Annotated in this window: 13 protein-coding genes; all 13 read left to right on the top strand. The window is 63.2% G+C overall.

The window, feature by feature from the left end:
* Positions 1 to 104 precede the first annotated feature (104 nt).
* Positions 105 to 1,721 (top strand): electron transfer flavoprotein-ubiquinone oxidoreductase, encoded by a 1,617-nt coding sequence (locus tag J2X54_RS19755; protein ID WP_404990938.1) that lies wholly within the window; start codon positions 105 to 107, stop codon positions 1,719 to 1,721.
* 160 nt (positions 1,722 to 1,881) lie between these two features.
* Positions 1,882 to 5,091: a tetratricopeptide repeat protein gene (locus tag J2X54_RS19750; RefSeq protein ID WP_310182859.1), complete on the top strand. Its 3,210-nt coding sequence runs from the start codon at positions 1,882 to 1,884 to the stop codon at positions 5,089 to 5,091.
* Between the two features lie 5 nt (positions 5,092 to 5,096).
* On the top strand, positions 5,097 to 6,230 hold the full coding sequence (locus J2X54_RS19745; protein WP_310182857.1) for a DegT/DnrJ/EryC1/StrS family aminotransferase: 1,134 nt from the start codon (positions 5,097 to 5,099) through the stop codon (positions 6,228 to 6,230).
* Positions 6,230 to 6,985 carry a CatB-related O-acetyltransferase gene (locus tag J2X54_RS19740; RefSeq protein ID WP_310182855.1) on the top strand — a complete coding sequence of 252 codons (756 nt, stop codon included), beginning with the start codon at positions 6,230 to 6,232 and terminating at the stop codon, positions 6,983 to 6,985. Before J2X54_RS19745 ends, J2X54_RS19740 begins: the two co-directional genes overlap by 1 nt.
* The gene (locus tag J2X54_RS19735; protein WP_310182852.1) at positions 6,982 to 8,004 is read left to right on the top strand and encodes a ketoacyl-ACP synthase III; all 1,023 of its coding nucleotides are present in this window, start codon (positions 6,982 to 6,984) and stop codon (positions 8,002 to 8,004) included. Before J2X54_RS19740 ends, J2X54_RS19735 begins: the two co-directional genes overlap by 4 nt.
* Positions 8,005 to 8,034: 30 nt before the next feature.
* Entirely contained in the window at positions 8,035 to 8,253 is a 219-nt protein-coding gene (locus J2X54_RS19730) for an acyl carrier protein (RefSeq protein ID WP_310182849.1), read from the top strand.
* Positions 8,254 to 8,255: 2 nt separating this feature from the next.
* A complete protein-coding gene (locus tag J2X54_RS19725) occupies positions 8,256 to 9,311 on the top strand; it encodes a ketoacyl-ACP synthase III (RefSeq protein WP_310182847.1) in 1,056 nt (351 codons plus the stop codon).
* 5 nt (positions 9,312 to 9,316) lie between these two features.
* Positions 9,317 to 10,072, top strand: coding sequence for an SDR family NAD(P)-dependent oxidoreductase (locus J2X54_RS19720; protein WP_404990937.1), 756 nt, complete (start codon positions 9,317 to 9,319; stop codon positions 10,070 to 10,072).
* A 20-nt stretch (positions 10,073 to 10,092) separates the two neighbouring features.
* Positions 10,093 to 10,725, top strand: coding sequence for an acetyltransferase (locus J2X54_RS19715; protein WP_310182842.1), 633 nt, complete (start codon positions 10,093 to 10,095; stop codon positions 10,723 to 10,725).
* The gene (locus J2X54_RS19710) at positions 10,722 to 11,759 is read left to right on the top strand and encodes an aromatic ring-hydroxylating dioxygenase subunit alpha (RefSeq protein WP_070245751.1); all 1,038 of its coding nucleotides are present in this window, start codon (positions 10,722 to 10,724) and stop codon (positions 11,757 to 11,759) included. Before J2X54_RS19715 ends, J2X54_RS19710 begins: the two co-directional genes overlap by 4 nt.
* 115 nt (positions 11,760 to 11,874) lie before the next feature.
* A complete protein-coding gene (locus J2X54_RS19705; protein ID WP_310182840.1) occupies positions 11,875 to 12,750 on the top strand; it encodes a flagellin in 876 nt (291 codons plus the stop codon).
* A gap of 184 nt (positions 12,751 to 12,934) precedes the next feature.
* Positions 12,935 to 13,810, top strand: a complete 876-nt coding sequence (locus J2X54_RS19700; RefSeq protein WP_070246656.1) for a flagellin — start codon at positions 12,935 to 12,937, stop codon at positions 13,808 to 13,810.
* A gap of 195 nt (positions 13,811 to 14,005) precedes the next feature.
* Positions 14,006 to 14,884 carry a flagellin gene (locus tag J2X54_RS19695; protein WP_070246657.1) on the top strand — a complete coding sequence of 293 codons (879 nt, stop codon included), beginning with the start codon at positions 14,006 to 14,008 and terminating at the stop codon, positions 14,882 to 14,884.
* Positions 14,885 to 14,971: the final 87 nt, after the last annotated feature.

Raw genomic sequence — 14,971 nt, 5'->3', positions numbered from 1 at the left:
AAAAGAAGCACACTCGTGCTAAAATTTTCCCCATCACTACAAGACACTATAAAAACATGACACAGCCCCAGACTCTCATCGAACAGTACGGCCCGCGCGAAGCGATGGAATACGACGTCGTCATCGTCGGCGGTGGACCGGCAGGCTTGTCGGCGGCCATCAAGATCAAGCAACTTTCTCCCGATACCTCGGTGGTCGTGCTGGAAAAAGGCGGCGAACTGGGCGCGCACATCCTGTCGGGCGCCGTCATGGACCCGCGCGCGCTCACCGAACTGATTCCTGACTGGAAAGAGAAAGGCGCGCCGCTCAACACCGCCGTCACCGAAGACCGCGTGCTGTTCCTGACCGAAACCAAGTCCTACCAGACCCCGAACTTCGCCCTGCCCGCATGCTTCGAAAACCACGGTAACTACGTGATCTCGCTGGGCAACGTTGTGCGCTGGCTGGGCCAGCAAGCCGAAAGCTTGGGCGTGGAAATCTTCCCCGGTTTCCCGGCCGCCGAAATCCTGTACAACGACGATAGCTCGGTCAAGGGCGTGGCCACCGGCAACATGGGTGTCAAGCGCGATGGCGAAGCCGGTCCCGACTTCCAGCTCGGCATGGAACTGCACGGCAAGTACACGCTGTTCGCCGAAGGTTCGCGTGGCCACCTGGGCAAGCAGCTGATTGCCAAATACGACCTGAACAAGGGCAAGGACCCGCAGTCGTACGGCATCGGCATCAAGGAATTGTGGGAAATCGACCCGGCCAAGCACCAGCCTGGACTGGTGATTCACACCACCGGCTGGCCGCTGGACAACAAGACCTACGGCGGCTCGTTCCTGTACCACATGGAAAACAACCAGGTCATGATCGGCTACGTGGTCGGCCTGAACTACGAAAATCCGTACCTGTCGCCGTACGAGGAATTCCAGCGCTACAAAACCCACCCGGAAATCCGCACCTTCCTCGAAGGGGGCAAGCGCATTTCGTACGGCGCACGGGCGATCACGGCCGGCGGCCTGCAGTCGCTGCCCAAGCTGGTGTTTGCCGGCGGCGCGCTGATCGGCTGCGATGCCGGCTTCCTCAACATGAGCCGCATCAAGGGTAGCCACGCGGCGATCAAAACCGGCATGCTGGCCGCCGAAGCGGCAGTCGCAGCGCTGGGCGCCGGCCGCCAGCACGACGAACTGGCTGCCTTCCCGGCCGCGTTCGAGCAATCGTGGCTGCACGAAGAACTGCACGTGGCGCGCAACGTCAAGCCATGGCTCAACAAGGGCCTGGTCATCGGCGCGCTGATGACCGGTATCGACCAGATCGTGTTCCGGGGCAAGGCGCCGTGGACCCTGCACCACACCCACGCCGACCACGAATGCCTGAAACCGGCATCGCAGTTCACGCCGATCGTGTATCCGAAGCCCGATGGCAAACTCACCTTCGATCGGCTGTCGTCGGTATTCATCTCGAATACCAACCATGCCGAAGACCAGCCGATCCACCTGACGCTGAAAAACCCGAGCGTGCCGGTGGACGTCAACCTGGCCCAGTACGCGGGACCGGAGGCGCGCTACTGCCCTGCCGGCGTGTACGAATTTGTGAAAACCGACGCCGGCGCCGACCGCCTGCAGATCAACGCCCAGAACTGCGTGCACTGTAAAACCTGCGATATCAAGGATCCTACCCAGAACATCGTGTGGGTGACGCCGGAAGGTGGCGGCGGTCCGAATTACCCGAATATGTAAGTCCGGCAGCCCGCCGATCCGCTTGCATGTCGCTAGCGCGGCGCCCCTGTGGCGGCCGCGCTTTTTTTTTGCGCACATTGCAAATAAATTCCACATGGAAATTCACTATTTGCCTTTTCAGCGGTTACAATTCCAGATAACCACCTCATACCGCCCCGACATGACCAACACCGCCGCCCCCGCACAGCCTTCAGATGACCTCTTGCAGCAGGCGATCCAGGCACACCAGGCGGGGCAGTTCGCACCGGCGGAAGAACTCTACCTCACCATTTTGCAGACTGAGCCCTATCACGCGGTCGCCAACCACAATATGGGCTTGCTGGCGGGCCAGGTCGGCCAGCATGCCGCCGGCCTGCCGTACCTGCACAAGGCGTTGTCGGTCAACCCGGACGAGGGCCAGTTCTGGCTGTCGTACGCTGAGGGCCTGCTCCAGGCCGGCGAGGCGGTGCAGGCGCTCGACATCATCGAGACCGCCATCGGGCGCGGCCTCGATAACGAACAGTCACAGGCGCTGCGCCAGCGCATCGACCGGGCGATCGCCACCACGCCCACCCTGGAAGAGCGGCATCACGTAGTGGCCTTGTACCAGGCCGGCGATCTGGCCGGACTGGAGCAAGCGAGCCGCGCCATGACCGTCAAGTATCCGGCCTCGGACTTCGCCTGGAGCGTGCTGGGCACCGCCTTGCAAACCCAGGGAAAGGACGCCTTCGAGGCGCTGCAAAACACCGCTGCGCTGGCCCCGCATGACGCCGAAGCGCACGGCAATCTGGGCATGGCGTGGCAGCAGCGCGGGGACCTGGCGCAGGCAGTGGCCAGTTATACGCGGGCGCTGCAACTGAACCCCGACTTCGTGGAAGCGCATGGCAACCTGGCCACGGCGCTGCTGGCGCAGGGCGAGCTGGAACAGGCCGAACAGGCTGGCCGGCGGGCGCTGGCCCTGCGTCCCGATTATGTCAAGGCGCAGATTGCGCTGGGCGACGTCCAGCATGCCATGACGCGCCACGACGAGGCGGTTGCCAGCTACCAGCAGGCCCTGGCGCTGCAGCCTGGCAGTGCCGGCATCTATCTCAACCTCGGCAATGCCCAGCAGGCGCTGCAACAATGGCATGCGGCGGTCGTCAGCTATCGCGCCGCGCTGCACCTGGACCCACAGTTGCCGCTGGTACACGCCAACCTGGCTGCCGCGTTGCGCGAGGCGGGCGACCTCGACCAGGCAATCGCCACGTACCGTCAAGCCATTGCCGCCGAGCCCGGCAACGCCGAACTGCACCACCGCCTCGGGCAAACCTTACAAGCGCACAACCAGGCCGACGAGGCGCTGGCCGCTTACGAACAGGCGCTGGCGCTCGACGCCGGCTTTGCGCCGGCACTGACCAGCCTGGCGCTGTTGCAGTGCCGGCAAAAAAATTACCCGGTGGCGATCGCCTGCGCCAAACAGGCGATCGCCCTGCTGCCGCAGGATGCGCAGGCGTACGGCCACCTCGGCATCATTTTCGGTGAGACCGGCGATCAGGAAGCAGCGCTCGACTATTTCCAGCGCGCAGTCGCGATCGCCCCGACCGACGCCCGGGCCCACATGCAACTGGGCGACTATCATTACAGCATCCGCCAGCACGAACTGGCGGTGGACGCCTATCGCCGCGCGCTCGAATGTGCACCCGGGGACGCTGGCATCCTCAACAACATGGGCAGCTCGCTGCAAGCGCTCAAGCAATACGAGCAGGCGCTCGACGCTTACCAGCGCTCGCTTGAGTCCGATCCCGGCAACACGCTCACACTGTGCAACATCGGCGGCAATTACCAGGACTGGAAACAGCTCGACAAGGCCAGAGAGTATTACCAGAAGGCGCTGGCAATCGATCCGAAAATGGCCCGGGCACATTTTTCCATGGGCAACAGCCACATGCTCGACAGTCAGGCCTCCCAGGCGCTCGGCTATTACCGCACCGCTATCGCCATCAATCCGCACTACCGCGACGCCTACGTCAACCTCAGCGCGACCTTGAACAATATGGGTCGGCTCGACGATGCGCTCGACGCCTGCCGCGAGGGCCTGGCCATCGGCCCAGAATGGGATAACCTGTTCAGCAACTACCTGTTCCTGATGTCGCACAGCGCCACCGTCAGCGCCGATGCCATGTTTGCCGCCCATGCGCGCTTCGGCCAGACCTTCGAGGCGCTGGCCGCTCCGCTGCGCGCCGCGCACGACAACGACCGCGATCCGCTGCGCACGCTCAAGGTGGGCCTGGTCTCAGGCGACCTGCACAACCACCCGGTGCCGCACTTCCTGCTGCCGGTACTGGAAAACATTCCGGCCGCCGCCAACCTGTCTCTGTATGGCTATTACAACGATGCGGAGGACGACTTCGTCACCGAACGCCTGCGGCAGTACATGCCCAACTGGCGCCAGGTGGAGCGCATGAGCGACGCCGATCTGGTCAAGCAGATCCGCGCGGACGGCATCGACATCCTGATTGACCTGTCCGGCCATACCGGCAAGAACCGGCTACGCATGTTTGCCGCCCGGCCAGCGCCAATCCAGGCCACCTGGATCGGCTATCCGCTGACCACCGGCCTGTCCACCGTCGACTATTTCCTGAGCGATCCGTTCTTCTCGCCGCTGGGCGAACTCGAAGACCAGTTCACCGAAAAACTGATGCAGTTGCCAGTATGCGCGCCGTTCCTGCCGTCCGAGTATGCCCCCGCCATCCGCCCGGCGCCGGCCCTGACCAACGGCTACCTGACGTTCGGCAGTTTCAACCGCCTCAACAAGATCAACCGCCAGGTGGTGGCGCGCTGGTGCAAGCTGCTGCGCGCCATTCCCGACGCGCGCATGCTGCTCGCGGCAATGCCTACCTCAGGGCCGCAAGCGGTGCTGGCCGGCTGGTTCGCCGAGGAAGGCGTCGCCGCAGACCGCCTGACGTACGAAGGGCGCACCGGCATCGGCCAATATATGGAGATGCACCACCGCGTCGACATCTGCCTCGACACCTTCCCGTATGGCGGCGGCACCACCACATTTAATGCGCTATGGATGGGCGTGCCCACGCTGACCATGGCCGGCCCCACCCAGCCGAGCCGGGCCGGCACCTCGATCCTGCGCCAAGTCGAACTGGAAGAATTCATCGCCGCCGACGAAGACGAATATGTGCGCAAGGCGCTGGCCATGGCCGCCAATCCGATGCTGCTGGGGGCCTACCGTTTCAGCAGCCGCCACCGGCTCGAACGCTCGGCCATGGGCAACACCGGCCTGATCGCAGAGGGCCTGGAAAACGGGCTGCGCCTGGCCTGGCAGCGCTGGTGCGAAGGCTTGCCGCCGGTGTCGTTCGAAGTTCCGGTGGCCGTCCCCAATCCGCCGATCGGACTGTGATGAACATGCCCAAGAAAACCCCGGTCTATGTAACCCAGCCGCTGCTGCCTGACCTGCAGGACTTCCTGCCGTACCTGGAAACCATCTGGGAAAACAAGGTCCTCACCAATGCTGGTCCGTTCCACCAGCAACTGGAACAGGCATTGTGCGACTATCTGGGCGTCAAGCATATCTGCCTGTTCGCCAACGGCACGCTGGCCCTGATGACGGCGCTGCAGGCGCTGCGTATCTCGGGAGAAGTGATCACCACGCCGTACTCGTTCGTGGCCACCGCCCATTCGCTGCTGTGGAATGGCATCAAACCGGTGTTCGTCGATGTCGACCCGGTCACGCTCAACCTCGACCCGGGCAAGATCGAGGCAGCCATCACACCGCACACCACCGCCATCATGCCCGTGCATTGCTACGGCCAGCCGTGCGACGTGGCGTCGATCGAAAAAATCGCCGACAACTACAACCTGAAGGTGATCTACGACGCCGCCCACGCGTTCGGCGTGCGCCACCAGGGCACCAGCGTGCTCAATTACGGCGACCTGTCGGTAATCAGCTTCCACGCCACCAAGATTTTCAATACTTTCGAGGGCGGCGCCATCATCTGCCCCGACGCCAAGACCAAGCTGCGCATCGACCGCCTGAAGAACTTTGGCTTCGTCGACGAGGTGACGGTGGTCGCTGCCGGCATCAATGGCAAGATGAGCGAGATCAATGCAGCATTCGGCCTGCTGCAACTGAAAGGCATCGACGCCGCCCGCGAGCAGCGGCGCGCCATCGACGCGGCCTACCGCGTGCAACTGGCCGGCGTGCCCGGCATCCATTGCCTCACCGCCGGTGAAGGCGACGCCGCCAACCACGCCTACTTCCCGATCCTGGTAGGTCCTGCGTACCCGCTGAGCCGCGACCAGCTGTTCGGCGCGCTGCGCGAGCAGGAAATTTACGCGCGCCGGTATTTTTACCCGCTCATCAGCGACTTTCCGATGTACCGCGACATGCCGTCCGCGGCTCCGGCCCGGTTGCCGATTGCTCAGCGGGCATCGTCGCAGGTGATTTGCCTGCCGATCTACCCGGGACTGGCCGACGACATCGTGGCCGCCATCGTTGCCATCATCGCCGCGCCGTTTACCACCACCATAGATTCCTGATGCAGCTGACGACTGAAAACAATTTTGCCGGCTTTGCCGCTGACCATCCGTGGAGCGCCCAGTTCGCAGTGCTCAGCTACGCCGACGGCGCCTTCAGCACCCTGCCCCATCGTTTCTTCCGCGACTGGCTGGAAGAAGAGCCGGGGTTCGGCAAATTTTGCATTGGCCGCTGCTCGGGCTTTGGCGTGGAATCATTCGTCAAATACGACAGCGACCGCCAACGCCTCAGTGTGGGGCGTTTTGTCGCCGGCGGCGCGCGCCTGCGGTTCGTGCTCAACGGCCAGCACGACATGCGCACCATCTCCACCTATATGTTCTCGGTGCAGGGCAATGGCCTGAAGAGCGTCCTGCCGCCGCAACTGGGCGACACCGTGATCCGCAACGACGTGTGGATCGGCGACGAAGCGATGGTGCTCGGTGGCGCCGTGATAGAGAACGGTTGCGTGATCGGTGCGCGCACCCTCGTGCCACAGAATTTTCGTACCGAACCATACGGCGTCTATGCCGGTACCCCGGCACGCCTGATCCGCTACCGCTTCAGCGAACCGGTGCGCGCGGCGTTACTGGCGCTGGCCTGGTGGGAAATGCCGCTGGCATGGATCCAGGCCAACAACGCCATGTTCGTCGAGGATCTGAGCACGGACGATACCAAGGCGCTGCTGGTGCTCGACATCCTGCGCCGCAGCCGCGACCAATGGCAAGCCGAGCACGGCGCCGCAGTCCCGCCGCCCACCTTACCCGGGGCCACCCCATGACTGCACTGCGTCGCCACGCCCGGCTCACCGCCATCGCCTGCCACCTGCCCGACGCCACGCTCACCAACGACATGCTGGCGCAGGAGTTTGCCGACTGGTCGGCGCAGAAAATCCTCGACAAGACCGGCATCGCCAGGCGCCACATTGCCGCTGCCGGCGAGACCGCCAGCGACCTGGCGTGCCACGCCGCCGAAAAACTGTTTGCCGACCACGAGATCGATCGCGCCGGCATCGATTTTTTGATCCTGTGCACCCAGGCCCCCGACCACTTGCTGCCCAGCGGCGCCTGCGTGTTGCAACATCGGCTGGGCTTGCCCACGTCGTGCGGCGCGCTCGACATCAACCTCGGCTGCTCGGGCTTCGTGTATGCGCTGGCCATGGCGCAGGGGCTGGTCGAGGCCGGCATCCGCAGCCAGGTGCTGATCCTCACGGCCGACACCTACAGCAAACTGATCAACCCGCGCGACCGCAGCGTGCGCACCCTGTTCGGCGACGGCGCCGCCGCCAGCGTCGTGACCCGCGCCGACCAGCCGGCGCTCGGGCCGTTCGTGCTGGGCACCGATGGCAGCGGCGCCGACAACCTGATCGTGCCGGCCGGCGGCATGCGCCTGCCGCGCAGCGCGGCCACCGCCATCGAACGCGAGGATGCTTCAGGCAACTGGCGCAGCAACAACGATCTGTTCATGGACGGCGCCCAAATCGTCCAGTTCACACTGGGCGCCGTGCCGCGCGCCATGCATGAACTCTTGACTACGGCAGGCAAGGCGCTCGACGATATCGATCATGTAATTTTCCATCAAGCTAATAAATTCATGCTCGATGCATTGCGCCGCAAGCTCAAGATTCCAGAAGAAAAATTCGTGATCGAAATCGACACCGTCGGCAACACGGTATCCTCGACCATTCCGATTGCCATCGCCCGCGCGCGCCAGGCAGGCCGCGTCAAGCCCGGCGACCTGGCTCTGCTGCTGGGCTTTGGGGTCGGCTACTCATGGGCCGGCACGCTGGCACGGCTGTGACCGCTAGCTCCACCTTTTAAAGGAAATATGATGCAAGAATTTATCGACGGCATGGCCGACATCCTCGAAATCGACGCTGCCAAGGTAACGCCGCAACTGGTGTTGGCCGACCTCAGCTGGGACTCGCTGGCCATCATCTCCACCATCGCGCTGGTGGACGACCTGTACGACCAGATGCTCGATGGCCAGGCCCTGGCCCACTGCGTCACGGTCGCCGACGTGCAGGCGCTGATCAAACCGAAGGCTTGACCATGTCGCGCCAGCGCCTGGCCTCCGGCCTGCCGTTCACCGTGTCCAACCTGGCACTGCGCGGCCTGGTGTGCGCGCTGCCGCGCACCGAGATCACCAACGACGCGTTCGTCGAGCGCTTCGGCGCGGAAGGGGTGGCCGATGTCGCCAAGATGATCGGCGTGCAGGCCCGGCGCCGCGCCGGCGATGGCCAGACCACGGCCGACCTGTGCCAGGCCGCCGCCGAAACCCTGCTGGCCGACCTGGGCTGGGAGCGCGACAGCGTGGACGCGCTGGTATTCATCTCGCAGACCCCCGATTACGTGCTGCCGGCCACGGCCCTGGCACTGCACGGGCGGCTGGGACTGGACCGCGGCTGCGTGGCGTTCGACGTCAACCTCGGTTGCTCGGCCTACCCTTACGGCCTGTGGCTGGCCGCGAAGATGCTCGACGGCCAGGCCATTTGCCGGGTGCTGCTGCTCGTCGGCGACACCATCAGCAAGACCGTGGACGAGAACGACCGCGCCACCGCGTTGCTGTTCGGCGACGCTGGTACCGCCACCGCGCTCGAGTTCGACCCGCAGGCGGCGCCCGCGCACTTCATTCTAGGCAGCGACGGTGCGGGCGAGCGCCACCTGATGATGGCCGCCAGCGCCGCCAAGCCGTATGCCGGCGACGACGCCCGCCTGGCCGCACGCGATCCGGGCAAGCTGTACATGGACGGCGGCGAGATCTTCAACTTCACGCTGCGCAGCATTCCGCCGCTGGTGGCCGACCTGATGCAACTGTCGCACCGCGACACCAGCCAGGTCGATGCGTTTCTGTTCCACCAAGCTAATTCCTTCATGCTCAAGCATCTGATCAAGAAAACCAAGTTGGCAGTCAACCGCGCACCGATCAATATGGACCGCTACGGTAACACGTCGAGCGCCTCGATTCCACTGCTCATTGGCGCCAGCCTCGGCGCCGCGGCGCAAGGCCAGACCGTGGCCATGTTCGGCTTCGGCGTCGGCTATTCGTGGGCTGCAGCATTGCTGTGTCTGGCATCGTTGCAGGTCAACCGGGTGATCGAGGCATGACCATGATTTTCAATCCCGACATGCTGGCCGGCCAGCATATTTTTGTCACCGGCGCCTCGTCCGGCATCGGCCGCGACACCGCGCTGCTGCTCTCGCACTGTGGCGCACGCCTGATCATCAGCGGGCGCGATGCCGACCGCCTGGACCAGACCTTGCAGGCGTTGGCAGGCAACGGTCACGTGGCAGCGCCGCTCGAACTCGACGGCGGCGACCACATCGTCGAATTCATGCAAGCAATCAGCGCCGAACTACCGCTGACCGGCCTGTTCCACGCTGCCGGCATCGAACTGATGCGCCCTGCCAAATTGACCCGCGCGCGCCAGTTCGACGACGTGTTCGCCTCGAGCGTGAAGACCGCCGTGGCGCTGGCGCGCGCTGCCGCCCTGCGCGGCGTCATGGCCGACGGCGCCGCGCTGCTGTTCATGTCGTCGGTGGCGGGCCAGAGCGGCCAGTCCGGCATGGGCGTATATTCGGCCGCCAAGGCCGCCATCGACGGCCTGGTCCGCTCGCTGGCGGTGGAACTGGCGCCGCGAGCCATGCGCGTCAACAGCATCGCTGCCGGCGCGGTCGACACCGCCATGCATGAACGGCTCGGACGTGGCCTGCCGGCCGACGCCATGCAGGCGTACCAGCAGCGGCACCCGCTCGGTTTCGGCACCACCGCCGACGTGGCACAGGCGGCGGCATTCCTGCTGTCGCCTGCGGCGCGCTGGGTGACCGGTGCGACCTGGGCCGTCGACGGCGGCTACCTGGCGCGCTAATTCATCGATACGGACATCCCATGAAGAACATCATCATCGTCGGTGCCGGCCGCTTCGCCCGTGAACTGCTGTGCTGGCTTGAAGACAGCCTCGACCCGGCCAGCGAACGCATCGCCGGCCTGCTCGACGACACGCTGGCGCCCGCCCCGATGCTCGAGGACGAGTATCGGTACCCGTTGCTGGGTGCGATCGCCGCTTACAGCTTGAGGCCGGACGACGTGTTCGTGCTGGCCGTCGGTGCGCCGGCCGCCAGGCTGGCGATCGCTGAAGGCCTGGCCGCTCGCGGCGCCCGTTTTCACACGCTGATCCACCCGAGCGCCATCGTGGCGCGCACTGCCCGCCTGGGCCGGGGCGCCGTGGTCTGTCCGTTTGCGCTGGTCTCGGCCGGCAGCCGCGTGGGCGACTTCGTCACCATCAATAGCTACGCCAGCGTGGGGCACGACGCCGTGCTTGGCAACGGCTGCACCCTCAGTTCACACGTCGACCTGACCGGCGCGGTGCAGCTGGGCGTGGCGGTAATGGTCGGTTCGGGTGCGTCGGTCCTGCCGCGCGTGCAAGTGGGCGACGGCGCCACGGTGGGCGCCGGCGCCGTCGTCATGCGCCGCGTGGCTGCCGGTGCCACCGTGTACGCGCCACCGGCCAAAACCCTATGATCGACGCCCACTACCTGACCGCGCAGGCGCAGGCACACCGTCTGCGCGACGAATTTTGGCACCTGCTGTGCCATCGCAGCGAGTTGCCCGCCAGCGGAGACTATCTAAAACTCGACTGGCTGGGCCAGGAAGTAGTGGTCTTCAACGACCACGGCGAGCTGGTAGTGTTCGACAACCTGTGCCCGCACCGCGGCACGCGCTTTTTTACCGACAGCCATGGCAATGCGCCGCTGACCTGCCCTTACCACGGCTGGTCATACCGGGCCGGCGCCATGCACATCCCGTGCCGCGAACGGTATGCCCAGGCCGATCTCGCCCGCGCCACCCTGCACACGCTGCAGATTGACTGGTGTGCCGATTTCCTGTTCGCGGCCCCGGCGCCGCGCATGGCGCTCGAAGACCAGCTGGGCGGCACCTACAACCTGCTGGCCGATGTGTCCTTTAATATCGCCGGACGCAGCGACCTCAACGCGCGCGACTTCGCCTGTGACTGGCGCGTGGCGCTGGAAAATGCGCTCGAGCCGCTGCACGTGCCGTTCGTCCACCCCGAATCGTTGGCGCAATTGCAACTTGGTGATGGCGTCAACACGTTCACGCCATGGACGTCGATCTGGCATGCCGAACTCGGCAACTCGGCCATGATCAAAAAACTGCGCTCGGTCAAGCGCCTGTTCGCGCTCGACAGCCAGTACGAAGGCTACCAGAGCGTGTACCTGTTTCCGTTTACGATGCTGTCGTCGACATTTTCGTATTCTTACTCTTTGCAGCATTTCTTCCCGGCAGCGCAGCCCGGTCGCACGCACTTTTCCAGCCGGTTGCTCAATGGCGCGACTCGTCCCGCCAGTGCGGCCGCGCTGCAAGGCTTTTTTGATGCAAGTGCCCACATGAACCGCCAGGTATTTGCCGAGGACCAAGCTATATGCGAGCGCATCGCACCGGGCGCGATCGATGACGAGCGCTTTGCCACCCTTGCGCTTGATGAGGAAAAGATAGGCCATTTCCGCAGCTGCCTACAGACTGCACTGGCCGTGTAGCTTTTTTAATTATTTCCACCAGGAATTTAATAAACGGTGGCCGTTGGTCGTCTTGCCATTGGAGAGCACAGATTATCTTGCTCCAAACTGATCCCCACCATTTAGGAGCTGTAACATGCTGAGTCTTCACACCAACTTCGCTTCGCTGTCCGCGCAAAACTCGATCGGCAACACCCAATCGAAGCTGTCGACCTCGATGACCCGCCTGAGCACCGGCTTCCGTGTCAACTCTGCCATGGACGACGCTGCCGGACTGCAGATCGCCACCCGTCTGAAAGCCCAGACCAGCGGCATGTCCGTTGCCATGAGCAACACCCAGAATTCCACCTCGATGCTGCAGACCGCCGAAGGCGCGTTCAACGAAGTGACCAATATGCTGGTGCGCATGAAAGACCTGGCCACCCAGGCTGCCGATGCATCGTCGAGCGCCGACGACAAGACCGCCATGCAGGCTGAATACAATGCACTGGGCCAGGAACTGTACAACGTAATGACCAACACCACGTTCGGCGGCTCCAAGCTGCTGGGCAAAGGCAGCGCGGCGGCCGACGGCACGCTGTCGGCCTCGATGACGTTCCAGATCGGCGCCAGCTCGAGCGAAACCATGAGCTTCAACGTCTCGACCAACCTGAGCTCGCTGAACTCGTCGCTGGCCGCGCTGACGAAGAACTTCTCGAGCGCAGGCTCGACTGGCGCAACCGAGTTGACTTCGACCGCCAACAGCAGCATCGGCCTGCTGGCCACCGCGATCAACGACGTCAGCACCATCCGTTCGGCACTGGGCGCCGCTGCCAACCGCCTCGACCACGTCAACAACAATCTGTCGAACATCGCCACCAACACCAAGGCTGCAACCGGCCGCATCATGGACACCGACTTCGCCACCGAAAGCTCGAACATGACTGCCTCGCAAATGTTGCTGCAAGCCGGCACGGCCATGCTCAAGCAAAGCAACAGCATGTCCTCGATGGTCATGTCGTTGCTGCAATAATTTATCCTGTTCGCCAGCGAACCGAAAGATCAAAAAGCCAACCGCTGCGGCGGTTGGCTTTTTTTCGTCTTTTTTAGTTTATTTCCGCGTGGAATTTAATAACCGCAGCTTGATGGTCGTCTTGTACTGGTAAGAGCGCAGTTGCTGACGCTCCGAATCGACCCCACCCTTTAGGAGCTGTACCATGCTGAGTCTTCACACCAACTTCGCTTCGCTGTCCGCACAAAACTCGATCGGCAACACCCAGTCGAAACTGTCCACCTCGATGACCCGCCTGAGCACCGGCTTCCGCGTCAATTCGGCGATGGATGATGCTGCCGGCCTGCAGATCGCTACCCGCCTGAAAGCCCAAACCAGCGGCATGGCCGTGGCAATGAGCAACACCCAGAATTCCACCTCGATGCTGCAAACGGCTGAAGGCGCATTCAGCGAAGTCACCAACATGCTGGTGCGCATGAAGGACCTGGCCACCCAGGCTGCCGATGCGTCGTCGAGCGCAGACGACAAGACCGCAATGCAGGCTGAATACAACGCACTGGGCCAGGAACTGTACAACGTAATGACCAACACCACGTTCGGCGGCTCCAAGCTGCTAGGCAAAGGTAGCGCCGCAACCGACGGCACGCTGTCGACGTCGATGACGTTCCAGATCGGCGCGAGCTCGAGCGAAACCATGAGCTTCAACGTCTCGACCAACCTGAGCTCGCTGAACACCTCGCTGTCGAACCTGAGCACCAACTTCCGTTCGGGCGGCTCGACCATTGCGACCGAACTGACCTCGAGTGCCAATGCCACCATCGGCACCCTGACCACCGCCATCAACGACGTCAGCACCATCCGTTCGGCACTGGGCGCCGCTGCCAACCGCCTCGACCACGTCAACAACAACCTGTCGAACATCGCCACCAACACCAAGGCTGCGACGGGCCGCATCATGGACACCGACTTCGCCACTGAAAGCTCGAACATGACCGCCTCGCAGATGCTGCTGCAAGCCGGTACCGCGATGCTCAAGCAGAGCAACAGCATGTCCTCGATGGTCATGTCGCTGCTGCAATAAACTAGTTGTCGCACTCCAAAAAACCCAACCGTTGAGACGGTTGGGTTTTTTTTCGTCCGCACGTCCGTTTTTTTGCATGTATTTTCATTTTATTTCCACATGGAACTTAATAAGCAGTTGTCGTTGGTCGTCTTGTACTGGTAAGGGCGCACCGATACGCGCTCCTCACCGATTACATTCTTTAGGAAACGTACCATGCTGAGTCTCCACACCAACTTCGCTTCGCTGTCCGCGCAAAATTCGATCGGCAACACCCAGTCGAACCTGTCGACCTCGATGACCCGCCTGAGCACCGGCTTCCGCGTCAACTCGGCAATGGATGACGCGGCAGGCCTGCAGATCGCCACCCGTCTGAAAGCCCAGACCAGTGGCATGACCGTGGCAATGAGCAACACCCAGAACAGCACCTCGATGCTGCAGACCGCCGAAGGCGCCTTCAACGAAGTGACCAACATGCTGGTCCGCATGAAAGACCTGGCCACCCAGGCTGCCGATGCCTCGTCGAGCACCGACGACCGCAAAGCCATGCAAGCCGAATACGATGCGCTCGGCACCGAACTGTACAACGTGATGACCAACACCACGTTCGGCGGCACCAAGCTGCTGGGCAATGGCACCGGCGCCACCGGCACCCTGTCGTCGTCGATGACGTTCCAGATCGGCGCCAGCTCGACCGAAAAAATGACGTTCGACGTCACCAGCAACCTGACCTCGCTGAACGCCAAGCTGACCGGCCTGTCGTCGAATTTCGCTGCCACGTCGATCACCAACGCTGCCGAGCTGACCACCGGCACCGCCGCCAACGGCGCCATCGACAAGCTGGAAAAAGCCATCAATGACGTCAGCACCATCCGTTCGGCCCTGGGCGCTACCGCCAACCGCCTGGACCACGTCAACAGCAACCTGTCGAACATTGCGACCAACACCAAGGCTGCCACCGGCCGCATCATGGACACCGACTTCGCCACCGAAAGCTCGAACATGACCGCCTCGCAAATGCTGCTGCAAGCGGGCACCGCCATGCTCAAGCAAAGCAACAGCATGTCCTCTATGGTCATGTCCCTGCTGCAATAATAGGTATAATGCAACGGCCCCTGCGCGGGCCGGCGCAGCAAGGAGGCCAGCCGGAACGATTCGGTTGGCTTTTTTTTTTAGTGTTGT

Origin of the sequence: Duganella sp. 3397 (assembly GCF_031456625.1) — a bacterium.
Classification (GTDB): Bacteria; Pseudomonadota; Gammaproteobacteria; order Burkholderiales; family Burkholderiaceae_D; genus Rugamonas; species Rugamonas phyllosphaerae.
This window is presented reverse-complemented; position numbering and strand designations above follow the sequence as displayed.

What these genes read in the sequence shown, in the direction of transcription:
- J2X54_RS19755 (WP_404990938.1), top strand. Translation starts at nt 105, where the DNA reads ATGGAATACGACGTCGTCATCGTCGGCGGTGGACCGGCAGGCTTGTCG.
- J2X54_RS19750 (WP_310182859.1), top strand. Translation starts at nt 1,882, where the DNA reads ATGACCAACACCGCCGCCCCCGCACAGCCTTCAGATGACCTCTTGCAG.
- J2X54_RS19745 (WP_310182857.1), top strand. Translation starts at nt 5,097, where the DNA reads ATGCCCAAGAAAACCCCGGTCTATGTAACCCAGCCGCTGCTGCCTGAC.
- J2X54_RS19740 (WP_310182855.1), top strand. Translation starts at nt 6,230, where the DNA reads ATGCAGCTGACGACTGAAAACAATTTTGCCGGCTTTGCCGCTGACCAT.
- J2X54_RS19735 (WP_310182852.1), top strand. Translation starts at nt 6,982, where the DNA reads ATGACTGCACTGCGTCGCCACGCCCGGCTCACCGCCATCGCCTGCCAC.
- J2X54_RS19730 (WP_310182849.1), top strand. Translation starts at nt 8,035, where the DNA reads ATGCAAGAATTTATCGACGGCATGGCCGACATCCTCGAAATCGACGCT.
- J2X54_RS19725 (WP_310182847.1), top strand. Translation starts at nt 8,256, where the DNA reads ATGTCGCGCCAGCGCCTGGCCTCCGGCCTGCCGTTCACCGTGTCCAAC.
- J2X54_RS19715 (WP_310182842.1), top strand. Translation starts at nt 10,093, where the DNA reads ATGAAGAACATCATCATCGTCGGTGCCGGCCGCTTCGCCCGTGAACTG.
- J2X54_RS19710 (WP_070245751.1), top strand. Translation starts at nt 10,722, where the DNA reads ATGATCGACGCCCACTACCTGACCGCGCAGGCGCAGGCACACCGTCTG.
- J2X54_RS19705 (WP_310182840.1), top strand. Translation starts at nt 11,875, where the DNA reads ATGCTGAGTCTTCACACCAACTTCGCTTCGCTGTCCGCGCAAAACTCG.
- J2X54_RS19700 (WP_070246656.1), top strand. Translation starts at nt 12,935, where the DNA reads ATGCTGAGTCTTCACACCAACTTCGCTTCGCTGTCCGCACAAAACTCG.
- J2X54_RS19695 (WP_070246657.1), top strand. Translation starts at nt 14,006, where the DNA reads ATGCTGAGTCTCCACACCAACTTCGCTTCGCTGTCCGCGCAAAATTCG.